General features: G+C 31.7%; 8 protein-coding genes. 1 reads left to right on the top strand and 7 read right to left on the bottom strand.

What is annotated here, in order from left to right; translation table 11 throughout:
• The 7 genes from SULYE_RS01865 to alaS all read right to left on the bottom strand — a co-directional run.
• Positions 1 to 2246 (bottom strand): DEAD/DEAH box helicase family protein (locus SULYE_RS01865; protein WP_007545955.1); only part of this gene is annotated, 2246 nt, incomplete at its 3' end.
• Positions 2247 to 2257: 11 nt separating this feature from the next.
• On the bottom strand, positions 2258 to 5212 hold the full coding sequence (locus SULYE_RS01860) for a site-specific DNA-methyltransferase (protein WP_007545953.1): 2955 nt from the start codon (positions 5210 to 5212) through the stop codon (positions 2258 to 2260).
• Positions 5202 to 5459 carry a hypothetical protein gene (locus SULYE_RS01855; protein ID WP_007545950.1) on the bottom strand — a complete coding sequence of 86 codons (258 nt, stop codon included), beginning with the start codon at positions 5457 to 5459 and terminating at the stop codon, positions 5202 to 5204. The genes SULYE_RS01860 and SULYE_RS01855 overlap by 11 nt, the downstream gene beginning before the upstream one ends.
• 181 nt (positions 5460 to 5640) lie before the next feature.
• A complete protein-coding gene (locus SULYE_RS01850; protein WP_007545948.1) occupies positions 5641 to 6591 on the bottom strand; it encodes an Rpn family recombination-promoting nuclease/putative transposase in 951 nt (316 codons plus the stop codon).
• Between the two features lie 103 nt (positions 6592 to 6694).
• Positions 6695 to 7603 carry a restriction endonuclease gene (locus SULYE_RS01845; RefSeq protein ID WP_007545946.1) on the bottom strand — a complete coding sequence of 303 codons (909 nt, stop codon included), beginning with the start codon at positions 7601 to 7603 and terminating at the stop codon, positions 6695 to 6697.
• 5 nt (positions 7604 to 7608) lie between these two features.
• On the bottom strand, positions 7609 to 7914 hold the full coding sequence (gene yajC / locus SULYE_RS01840; RefSeq protein ID WP_007545945.1) for a preprotein translocase subunit YajC: 306 nt from the start codon (positions 7912 to 7914) through the stop codon (positions 7609 to 7611).
• Positions 7915 to 7925: 11 nt separating this feature from the next.
• Positions 7926 to 10556, bottom strand: coding sequence for an alanine--tRNA ligase (gene alaS / locus SULYE_RS01835; RefSeq protein WP_007545944.1), 2631 nt, complete (start codon positions 10554 to 10556; stop codon positions 7926 to 7928).
• 29 nt (positions 10557 to 10585) lie between these two features.
• Between alaS and SULYE_RS01830 the strand changes: the two genes are divergently transcribed.
• Positions 10586 to 12460 (top strand): non-ribosomal peptide synthetase, encoded by a 1875-nt coding sequence (locus SULYE_RS01830; protein ID WP_232178548.1) that lies wholly within the window; start codon positions 10586 to 10588, stop codon positions 12458 to 12460.
• Positions 12461 to 12468: the final 8 nt, after the last annotated feature.

Raw genomic sequence — 12468 nt, 5'->3', positions numbered from 1 at the left:
TCTATATAGCCTTTAATCAGTAAGATTGTTATATCTTCAAGTTTTTTAATGTTTTGAATGTTAAAGAATTCTGGTTTTTCCCTGATTTTGCAGTTATGTAAAATATCTTTCAAATCTTCAATATCAAAGTACAGGTTCCAATACCCTTTTAAAGTTTTATAATTGATAATATCTATAAAAATTTTGTTCCAATTCAATAGGTCTATACTGTCTATAATATCGTAGATTGTTTTTTCTTCTACTTGTAAGGTTGACTGATCTTTTTTTGTTCCATCATAAATTGTTATTTTTGGTACAAGGTCTAATTTGTAGTGGATTTTATCGTCTTTTGTTAATTTGAGTGGAATATCTTCTTCAAAAATTTTAGACTCATTCTTTGATAAGTAAGGTAAGTTTTGCCATTTTTCTGGCTCTAAAGTTTTTACAAGTATTTTTATTTCTTCAGGGTCATAATCTACATCTTCTTTGGCAATAACAGAGAGGAATTTATCTATGTAGTCTGCTTTTATTCCGTATATATTTAGAGTTTCAAGATGTTTAATTTCTTGTTTGTTAGACCTTTTTAGAGACATATCTTTACCTTTTAGCCTTACACCTCTACCAAAAAGCTGTATTATTTGAGGTCCCTCACCACTTCCAATATGCAAGAGTCCCATTGAAGATACACGCCAGGTGTCCCACCCTTCTATGAATTTTTTTGCTCCAATCAAGATATTTATTGTAGAATCTGGTTTTTTGATGTTGTCAAAAAGTGAAGAAGAGATTGCATCCTGTTCTACAATAAAACCTTCTTTCGCAAGAAGCTTTTTAAGCTCTGAAAGATTGCCCACATTTACAACGCCAAAATAGTTATTATCTCCTACTCTTAATCCAAGCTCTCCGTCCGCATCTTTTATTTCATATATCTTAAATGCTCCTTTTCCATGAAATACCGATTTATAAAAATCTCCTAAATCTAAATTATTTCTGATTACATCAAATTTATCTTTGAATATATCTTCACCGTTTTCCTTTTTATACCCACCTGTCAATATCTTCTCAATTTTAGATTTTAACCATCTTTCATCAAAAGCTTTGCTTAAGAATTTAATAATCTGTAAAATATCAGATTGAACATTTTTCCCTGCTACTGTTGTACCCACAAATACCCATAGCGGCTTTTCTATGTTATACTCTCTAACTAAATCTGGATTTGTTTTGTATAAAAACATCTGCTGGTAAAAGTCAAGAAGATTGGCAACTAATACAGCTTCTTGAAATTCTTCATCTTTCATTTCATTCTTTTTTACGTTTAAGACTTGAAAGTCTTTGCCGTATCCGTCATTATAAAAGTATTTATAAGAGTAATCAAAAATAATAGCCTTTGCATAATCTTTTAATATCTCTTTGTCGGAGTCTAAAATCTGTCCAAATGTAGCACTGTATTCAAATGCAAATCCATTTTTTGTTAACTCTTTTCTTTTTTTAATCCAACTTTTTTCTTCCGATTTTTGTCCTTTATGTCCTTCATCAACAAAAATTAGATTTTTACCTTCAAAGGTGTCAATTGTTAAGCTTAATCCACTGCCTTTTTTTTCTTCTGCAAGTTTTGTTATCTCAATTATCAGTATCTCATAATCTCCTTCCGAGCCTGTTGTTTTATTTTCGCTGTAAAGCTTAGCCGGTATTCCACTTTTTTCTAACTCTTGGAAATGTTGATAAGACAAGCTTAGATTTGGTGTTATCAATAAAATATTATCTGGCTCAAATGGTTTGTATTTTAAAAATTGTAAGTAGTTCATATGCATAATTAAAGTTTTTCCTGACCCAGTAGCCATCCAGTAGGCAAGTTTTTTAAAGTCTTCTTCTATAAATGGTTCTATTCCTATTTTTTCCTTTTGTTTGTATTCTTCCAAAAATTCATTTAATTTATATATAAATTCCGTTTTTCTGTTTGTGATGTTATCTAAAAAAATCTCTGTAAATAAAACTGCTAAATATTGAAAATATTTTAGCTTGATGTTTCCTCTTTTTTCGTTTATCTTTCTTACGTATTCTTGAATGTTTTCATCGTATTTGTTTAAATCTTTTTCTTCTATGTCTTTTAAGTTTCCTGAGCCTAAAAGTGTGTTTAAATAATAACTTCTTCCGTTGCTGTCTGTACCTTCTTTTTCGTCTTTAAATTTTTTTTGAAGCTTTTCAAATTCATCTACACCAAATAAATCAAGTATGTATTTATTTAAAACTAAATACTTTTCACTTTTCACTTTCTAACCTCTCACGATTCCATAAGTGCTTTAAATTCTGGCTCAATGTATCTTATTTCTGCTTTATAGTCATCAAAATTTGGTGTTAGTATGCTACTACAGTTTACGTAGACTACCTGTGGTTTGTATGATTTAAGTTGCTGCTTTATAAATTCTTTATCTTTTTTGTAGTCTTCTTCATTCCAATTGTCTGCGTGTTCTCTCCATACTATGGCGTAGTCTTTACTGTCTTTTTCTCCGATAATAAATAGGTATGTTTTACCTTCGTTTTGTACTTTTTTGATTTTTTTTATTTTTATTCCAAGAAGGTAGTTAAATGTTTCTGGTATATCAATATTTGTTTCTTGTGGTTCTCCAAGTTCTGATAGATTTATTTTAAGTTTGTAGTTGAATGGATTTTTTAGATGTTGGAAGTTTAGAAGGTATGGACTTTCTCTTGTTTCGTAATCAAGAAAGTATTTTATAAGATAATCGTCTTTAAATAGTTTTTGTGCTGATTGGTTTTCTTGTAGTTCTATATTGTCAAGTGCGTCTTCGTATTGTTCAAGGATTTGGTATTTGAAAAATCCACCTGCGGTTTTTTCGTTGTATTTTTCTTTAACATCCTTTTCTTTTGATATTCCTGATTTATCGTATGCTAAAACTTTTTTCATTCTTGGCATTATGACAGTCCAAAAATGCTCTCCCATTTCAATACCAATCCATTTTCTTCTTAGTTTATGTGCTACCGCCGTTGTTGTGCCACTTCCCAAAAAGAAGTCCATTACTAAATCGTTTTCGTTGGATGTGGATTCTATAACACGCTTGAGAAGGATTTCGGAGTTTTCGGTTTGGAAATCCCAGCCAAAGGAATAGCCAGGAATATCAGTCCAATTAGAGTCTAAAAGTTCTTCTTCACCGGTTAAGTATTGCGGCATTCCTTTTACTTTATTACCCATCAAATCTATATATTCCACATCCTCTTTTATCCTTATTCTACCTTCCTTAATCATTTTATCTATAGTTTCTTGAGTAAATGTCCAATGTCTTCCTTTAGGAGGATAAAAAACTTTACCAAATATAATTCTTTCAGGAGGTCTCCTTTCACCAGGAGAATGCATATTTAACCATTTCTGTTCTTGTTCTCTCTGTTTGTATTGGGCGTAAAACTTGAAATCCTCTTTTTTGGTGAAAAAAAACAAACTATCTGTGGCTACATTATAGCCCTTAACACCAGTAAAAATTTTCTTCGTCCTATTTACTACTATCTCATTCCTAAAAATCTCCTTTCCAAAAATCTCATTCATCAAAAGTCTAACATACATATTACCGTTATAATCACATCTAACAAAAATACTTCCCTTTTCATTTAACAACTCTCTTGCCAAACTCAACCTATTTTCAAGCATACTAATCCAGGTAGCATCCTTATACTTCACATTATACAAATAATCAGCATCCTGTTCCTTATTAAACGGCGGATCAATATAAATAGTCTGAACTCTATTGCCATACTTATTCAAAATCGTATTCAAACCCTGCCAGTTTTCACTCTTTATAAGCAAACCATCTAAAGCATCTTCCAAATCCACACTCTCACTAATCTTCTCTAAAAGCCTAAACTTAAACTCCTCATCAAAATATCTTGTATCAATAGGAAGCCTTTTATCTTTTAAATCATCTTTACTCCTTATGCTACCAAATCCAAGCTCTTCCCATTCCTCTAACTGCTTAGAATTATCTAATACCCTATCCAAAACCCACTCATAAAACCCATCATCAGTCCATTTCTTAATCCTATCTAATGTAATTACATAATCAGTCCTGACAACAAACTTTTTCTTTTCCCATAATCTCTTTTGAAAATCCTCAATCTGAGATAAAAACTCAATTACCTTTTCCCCAATATCCTTAACTGTTTTTGCCCTTGTAATATGCTTATCTAAATACTTCTCCTGCGATAAAGTCTCATAATTTAAAACTTCAGCTTTAATAAAATAATCCAACTGCTCAGACAAAAATCTTTTTAAATTTTTATGAATAAAATAATCTCTTGTATTCTTAGCGGTAAACCTATTTATATGATATAAAAGTAAAGGTTTATCATTTTTAGACTCAAGAATCAAAGATTTGACAAGATTTAGTTTTTTTTCTTCTTTCCCAAAATCTGCTTTTAGAGTTTCGAAAATCTTATTATTAATTTTCTCCTGCTTTGCAGTATTACTGCCACCTTCGACATCATAATCTTTAACTTCCTTATCTAAAAGCTCCCTATACTGAAATCTTACGATTATCTCATTGTCTTTAATCTCTAAATAATTTTCATCATCTAAAACAAAAAACCTTTCCTTTGTAGCCTTGTTAGATGCGATTTCATCCTTTGCCTCTACAACTCTAAAAATAACCTTAAGATTATCAGATTTAAAAGTATAATCTCTAAATAAAAGTCCAGTTTTTATATAATACTGCTCAGCGGTTGCCCAGTAAAGTTTTACTTCCTCGCCATTGTAAGGTATAGCATACTTATGACCTTTTATAGAGTATCTGTATTTTGGTATAAAATCCCCATCTTCATAATATCTTGAAAAGAAAGTATAAAGGTCATTATAAACCTGACCTTTTATCTCATCAATCTTTTCAATCATCTCTTTTTGCTCTTTTACTTCTAAATATTCCTGTCCAAGAGGTGTTTCTTTAAAGCTTTCATTTAGATCTCCGGTAGGTAAAATTGCATTTTTCCCCAGAGTTTTTTCTACATTTTCTTTTGCTCTATTAAACCTTTCATCTATATTCTCAGCTAAAGCACCTTTATGCTTTTCAAAAGAAGACTCAACAATATCTTTTAATCTATTTTCAATAAAATCTCTTATCTGCTCTCTTTTATAGTTTAAAATTCTATAAATTCCAAAATCTAAATCGGATGCCTCAAACTGAAATAGGTCTTTCATTAAATTTTGAAATTTTTCAAGTTCATTTTTAAAGCCCATTTATCCCTCCATCTCTCAATAACTCTTCTAAACTATTAGCCAAAAAGACTTTTGTAAATAGTTTATCTAATTCTTCTAAGTCGTTAATGCCTGAAATTAATTTTTCCAATCCCTCAGGAACTCTTTCAAATTTAAGATTGATAAGTTTAAGAATATCTTCTTTCTTAGCTCCAATTATTCCTTCCATTTTCCATTTTTCTGTTAATGTCATTTTAGAAAATTTTTTGTAGGTTATATTATAACTCATAGTCAATTAATCTCTGTTCCAAAAATCCACACTGTCATTCTGCAGCCGGCGAAGAATCTCAACCTCTCAAGGATGTCATTCTGAGCGAAGCGAAGAATCTCATGTTTTTCTTTTCAAGTCAAAAAAATCAAAAGATGAGATCCTTCGGACTTTGTCCTCAGGATGACACGGAGAGGTAAGCTTACAAAAATTTTGGAACAGGCTCATTAATCTCTTTTAACAATTCTTCCAAACTATTAGCCAAAATAGCCTTTGTAAACAATTTGTCTAATTCTTCTAAGTTGTTAATGTTTGAAATTAATTTTTCTATATTTTCAGGAACTCTTCCAAATTTAAGTTGAATTGACTTTAATATAGCCTTTTTCTGACCCTCTATCATTCCTTGTTGCAAACCCTGTTGTAAACCTTCCATTTTCCATTTTTCTGTTAATGTCATCATATCTTTTTCACCTCCCAAGATTTCCTTTAATACATTTTCAACTTCTTGTGGGTTGTTTACAACTGAAATATAATCTAAAATGATAAAAACACAACCATCTTGATAGTGTTCAAAAACCTTCTTTAAAATATGTTTATACTTTCTTAAATCTTCAAAAATATGCTTCATTGTAAGAAGTGCTGACACTGTGCAAAAATCTAAGTAGAGCTTGCTTATCATCTCTTCATCAGCTACTTTTGAAAGGTCTATTAAGTGATAGTTAAGTTTGTTTGCAAATCTTTCTATGATTTCTGAGTTAGTCTTTGGTAGTGTGGCTGGTATATTCCATTTTCTTTTACCATGGTACAAGACAATGTTAATTATTGGTGGATACTCTTCATACTCTCCTGTTTCTTCCCATAATATCCCATTGTAGTATAAAAGCTGACTTGGTAGGTTTTTATCTATGTATGATTTGTGTTCAAAGATGATTCTCAAAAAGCTTTTTTCGTTTTCTATTTTACATTCATACAAAAGGTTAAGAAGTGATTTTCCTACCTTTTGTGAGTATTTTTCACTGTTTAATAATCTTATACTTTCTAAGTCTATCTTTTGAGATAGCTCTGGATAAAATATATCAAGCAGGCTTTTAACTCTCTTTGGCTCAGAAAATATCTGTTTAAAAAATTGGTCGTGAGGTTGTAAGTCAGTCATTAAGTTAGACCTCTATGATTCCTTGCAAGCCTTGCTGTAATCCTTTCATTTTTCCATTTTTCTGTTAATGTCATCATATCTTTTTTCACTGATAAACAAAAAATCAGATGATGTCTTCCTCAAAATAATCTGAATCTATTCTTTTTATTTCAATTACTCTCTCAACAGAAACACCTACATTGTATTTAATCATCAAATCCGCTAACTTATTACCGTCAATTAAAACGACCTTTTGTTCAAGGTGTGAAACATAATCTTTAGCTTCATCTGTAAATGTGGAAGTTGTAAAAAACACACCCTTTTTAGCTTTTTTGCCGGCTAAAGCTCCTACAAACTTTTGAATTTCTGGTCTACCGACAGGACCTTCCCATCTTTTAGCTTGAATATAAATAACATCTAATCCGAGTTTATCTTCTTTGATAGTCCCATCTATTCCTTCATCTCCAGATTTTCCGACAACTTCAGCCATTTCTTTCTCAGAACCACCATATCCCATTTTTAAAAGTAAATCTATAACCAATTTTTCAAAAAACTTTGGTGATGAGTTTTTGATTTTTCTAAGTAGTTCATCCGCTAATGCTTCATTAACCTCTTGGATTTTTTGCTCTATTATTTCCGTTGGAGTCTTTGGGTCAATATGCGGGGCTGCATTCTCTTCATTTCCTCTACTTATAAATTCTTTAAAACTTTCAAATTGCATTAAATCTTTGTTTGTTAATTTGTCTAAATAGGGATTATCAGCTAAAAACTGCTTTCCCACCTTAGATATTTTAATACAACCTCTTTTTGGACTTTCTAGCAGCCCAGCTTTTAATAAATATGTTTTTGCCCAGTTTACTCTATTATCAAATACTCTCTGCCGTCCTGATGGTAAAAATTCATTTCTATCTTCTTCAGAAAGATTAAATTCTTCTGCTAACCTTTCAATAACTTCTCTTAATGAATACTCTTTGCCGTCAGAAACAAGCTTTAGTAAAGGAAGCATTAAATCTTGATAGCCCGGAATAGCCATTTATCTTATCCCTTTTCTTCCTGTGATGTTGCCTCCTCTTGATAGTAAGAAGCTATTGATGGCTTTAAAACTTTTATTATACAGCCTTCACAAACTTTTAATGAAACAGTTTTTTCTTCAATGTTTTTTATCTCTCCAATAATCCCGCCGGTTGTGATTACTTTTTCACCTTTTTTTAAATTCTTTAAAAACTCTTCATGTTTTTTTCTCTGCTGTTGCTGTGGTCTTAAAATCAAGAAATAGAATATACCAACAAATAAAACCATCCATACTATAGCACTTATTAAACCACCCATTGGATCACCTTGCATAAGAAACCTCCTTAGCTAAAAGTTTTTTTAAATTCTTCAAAAAGCTGACTTAATTTAGATGTGTCGTTTATTCCACCTTGTGCAAAGTCTGGTCTTCCACCACCACTTCCGCCAACGGCAGAAGCAACTTTTTTAACAATATCGCCTGCCTTATAGTTTTCTGATAACTCTTTTGATACTGCTACAACAAAGTTAACTTTTTGTTTTTCAGCATCTTTTGATGCAACCAAAATTACAGATTTTCCAAGCTTTTGTCTTAAATGGTCTGCAATTTCTCTTAGCTCATTTGGATTTAGATTTTCAACTGATACATAAGCAACTTTAAATCCTTCTTTTTCAATGATGTTTAGATTTTCATTAATATTTGATAAAGCAAGTTTTTTTCTTAAATTTTCTATCTCTCTTTCTTTCTCTTTTATCTGATTTTGTAGCTTTAACACTCGGTCTAAAAGTTGGTCTTCTTTTGCTGTTAAAAGTCTTGATAAATCTTTTATTATGTAATGCTCTTGTAAACCTTTTTCTACTGCTTTAATTCCAGCTACTGCCTCTATTCTTCTTGTTCCGGATGATACTGCAGATTCTGAAAGGATTTTAAAGTATCCAATATCTCCTGTTCTTTTTACATGAGTTCCGCCGCATAACTCCTTAGAAATACCGGCAGATATTACTCTTACAACGTCTGCATATTTTTCTTCAAAAATAGCCATCGCACCGGATTTTAAAGCTTCTTCGTATTGCATCTCTTGACATACAACTTCTTCATTTTTCATTATTTCTCTATTTACAAGCTCTTCAACGGCTTTTAACTCTTCGTCTGTCATGCTTTCAAAGTGTGTAAAGTCAAATCTTAGATATTCATCTGATACCAAAGAACCAGCCTGTTTTACGTGGTCTCCAAGAACGTTTCTTAAAGCTGCATGTAAAAGGTGTGTTGCTGTGTGATGTCTCATTATGTTTTCCCTTCTTTCTTTATCAACCTTAGCCCTTACATATGCTCCCTCTTTTACACTTCCAAATAAAACCTTTCCTTTATGAACAATCAAGCCATCTACCGGCGTTTGTGTGTCTAATACTTCAAATAAAAACTCATCACCTTCTATGATTCCCCTATCTCCAACTTGTCCGCCCTTTTCCGGATAGAAAGGTGTGATGTCAAGCACTATCTCAACATCCTCTCCTTCTTTTGCAGTGTCTACAAGCTGGTCTCCTTTTATGATAGCCAATACTTTTGAGTTTTCAGATGTTAGCGTCTCGTATCCAACAAATTGGTTTTCCGGAAGTTTGTTTTTAAGCGTTAAATATACCGGCTTAATCTCTTTGCTTTGAGATTTCCAGCTTTTTCTTGCTCTTTCTTTTTGCTCTTCTAACAGATTATGAAATTCTATTAAATCAAAAGTAAATCCTTCATCTTTTAATATTTCTTCCATTAGGTCTATTGGAAATCCGTATGTATCATAAAGCTTGAATGCTTCTTCGCCTGTTAAGTGCCTTCTGTTTTCTTTTCTTGCCTGCTCTATCATTTGATAGAGAATATCCATTGACCTTTTTAGAGTTTTTATAAACTTTTCTTCTTCTGATTTTGTGATTGTTTTTATAAAGCTTCTGTTTTGTATAAGCTCCGGATATGCAGTTTTCATTTTTTCAATTACAACATCAACTCCTTCATACAAAAACGGCTTTTCTATGCTAAGATTTTTTCCGTATCTTAAAGCTCTTCTTATTATTCTTCTCAAAACGTAGCCTCTCCCTTCGTTTGCCGGTAAAACTCCATCAGAAATTAAGAATGTGATGGCTCTCAAATGGTCGGCTATAACTCTCATCGCTATATCATCTTTTTCATTCTTTCCGTACTCTTTTCCTGATACTTCTTCTGCAAATTGGATGATTGGCTTGAATAGGTCTGTATCGTAGTTACTATCAACTCCTTGTAAGACTGATGCTATTCTTTCAAGTCCCATGCCTGTATCAATGCTTGGATTTGGAAGTGGATGTAATACGCCTTTTTCATCTCTGTTGTATTGCATAAAAACAAGGTTCCATATCTCTAAATATCTAAAATCATCTTCTGCTCCAAACTCAGGACTGCCGAATTTTTCGCCCCTATCGTAGTAAATCTCTGAACTTGGTCCGCACGGTCCGGTATCACCCATTGACCAGAAGTTATCTTTATAGCCCATTCTTTTTATCTTGCTTTCATCAAGTCCTATGTGTTTATTCCAAATTTCAAATGCTTCGTCGTCCTCTTCAAATACAGATACAAGAAGTTTTTCCTTTGGAATTTTTAAATGCTCTGTTAAATACTCCCAGGCAAACTCAATGGCTTCTTTTTTAAAGTAATCGCCAAACGAGAAGTTTCCAAGCATCTCAAAAAATGTATGGTGTCTTGGTGTATATCCTACATTTTCAAGGTCGTTATGTTTTCCGGATACTCTAAAAACTTTCTGACATGATGCAGCTCTTTTATACGGTCTTTCTTCAAGTCCAAGGAATACATTTTTAAACGGAACCATTCCGGCATTGACAAATAATAGAGTTGGGTCATTTTCAGGAATGATTGATGCAGATTTTACGATTGTATGTCCTTTACTTTCAAAATACTTTAAAAAGCTCTGCCTTATTTCATCAGCTGTCATATACTTCATAAATAAACCTCTTTGTGTAATAATAATTATTGCTTAAAATTATAGCATATGGAGAAAATATGATAAATATAAAGCCCTTAGAAAAGACTGCCTTAATACACAAAGGTCAAGAGATAAGCTACATATCATTATTAGAAAATATTAAAAAATATTCAAATATTTTAGATATAAAGCCAGAAGATAAAGTAGCTATTTTTAGCGAAAATAGACCGGAATGGATCTATGCCTTTTTTGCAGTTTGGGAAAAATGCGGAGTAAACGTCCCGATAGATTTTATGTCTTCAGAAGATGAACTTTTTTACATACTAAACGATAGCAAGCCAGCATACATTTTTACATCTAAAAATAATAAAGAAAAAGTTTTAAGTGTGAAGCTAAAGCTTGATTATGATATAAAAGTTTTTATTTTTGAAGAGATTGATTTTAGCAGTCAAATTTTTGAAAATAAAGAATGTAAAAAGCTTGAAGAAGATTTAGCTGTAATACTCTACACTTCCGGAACTACAGGACAACCAAAAGGTGTAATGCTTAATTATAAAAACCTACTATCTAACATAAAAAGCATAGAAAAAGTAGAGATTGCAAACTCTCAAGATTCAACCCTTGCGATACTTCCATTTCATCATTCTTATCCTTTGATGGTTTCTATGCTCATACCTCTTCATCTTGGTGCTACGATTGTTTTTCTTGATGAGTTATCTCCACAGGATATTTTAGATAAGCTAAAAAAATACAAGATTACCATTCTTATAGGCGTTCCCAGACTGTATGCTCTTTTTCATAAAAGGATTTTTGATAAAATCAACGAAGATTTTTTTATAAAAATAGTTTTTAAACTTTGTAAAAAAATTAACAACCAAGCACTTAGTAAAATAGTTTTTAAAAGAGTGCACGATATATTTGGTGGAAATATAAAGTATTTTGTTTCAGGTGGTGCAAAGCTTGATTTAGATATTGCAAAAGATTTTCAGGTTCTTGGATTTAAGATTATTGAAGGATATGGGCTAACAGAGACCTCTCCTATCGTATCATTCAATCCACCATACGAAATTAAACTTGGCTCGGTAGGAAAGCCAATAGAAGGTGTGCAAGTAAAGATAGAGGATGATGAAATTCTTGTCAAAGGTGATAATGTTTTTGTTGGATATTTAAATAAGATTGAAGAAACAAAGAAAGCATTTAAAAATGGCTATTTTATGACAGGAGACCTTGGGTATCTTGATGAAGATGGTTATCTTTATATAACGGGAAGAAAAAAAGAAATCATAGTCTTACCAAACGGAAAAAATATCAACCCGGAAGAAATAGAGAATATAATTCTTAAAAATTTTGATATTGTAAAAGAGATAGCAGTAATTCAAAAAGATAATCAGCTTTTTGCTATTATTTATCCAGATTTTGAAGTTGTAAAGAAAAGAAACATTGTAAATCTTGAAGAGACAATAAAATGGAATGTGATTGATAAATACAATCAAACTGCCGTTAGCTATAAAAAAATTGGCGGTTTTAAGATTGTAAATACCGAGCTTCCAAAAACAAGGCTTGGAAAAATCAGAAGATTTATGCTTAATCAATTTCTTGAAAAACAAGAAAGAACGGCGGTCAAAGAAGAGCCAAAAACTCAAACTTACAGCATCTTAAAAGAATACTTAGAAAAATACACGAATCTAAGCGTATATCCGGACTCTCACATAGAGATAGACCTTGGGCTTGATTCTCTTGGAAAAATAGAGTTTTTAACATTTATAGAAAGCACATTTGGAATAAAGCTTGATGAAAAGGATTTAATAGAAAATCCAACCGTTGAAAAATTATCATACTTTATAGATGAGAAAAAACAAAAGATAGAAATTTTAGAAATAGATTGGAAGAAGATTTTAAGCCAGCCGGTAAGCTTTGAATAAAAGAAGGA

Origin of the sequence: Sulfurihydrogenibium yellowstonense SS-5, from assembly GCF_000173615.1 — a bacterium.
Classification (GTDB): domain Bacteria; phylum Aquificota; class Aquificia; order Aquificales; family Hydrogenothermaceae; genus Sulfurihydrogenibium; species Sulfurihydrogenibium yellowstonense.
The sequence above is the reverse complement of the archived record's forward strand: the minus strand, read 5'-3'. Positions and strand labels throughout refer to the sequence as shown.

Coding starts and splice junctions, on each gene's coding strand:
- SULYE_RS01860 (WP_007545953.1), bottom strand. CDS start 5,212: ATGGGCTTTAAAAATGAACTTGAAAAATTTCAAAATTTAATGAAAGAC.
- SULYE_RS01855 (WP_007545950.1), bottom strand. CDS start 5,459: ATGAGTTATAATATAACCTACAAAAAATTTTCTAAAATGACATTAACA.
- SULYE_RS01850 (WP_007545948.1), bottom strand. CDS start 6,591: ATGACTGACTTACAACCTCACGACCAATTTTTTAAACAGATATTTTCT.
- SULYE_RS01845 (WP_007545946.1), bottom strand. CDS start 7,603: ATGGCTATTCCGGGCTATCAAGATTTAATGCTTCCTTTACTAAAGCTT.
- yajC (WP_007545945.1), bottom strand. CDS start 7,914: ATGCAAGGTGATCCAATGGGTGGTTTAATAAGTGCTATAGTATGGATG.
- alaS (WP_007545944.1), bottom strand. CDS start 10,556: ATGAAGTATATGACAGCTGATGAAATAAGGCAGAGCTTTTTAAAGTAT.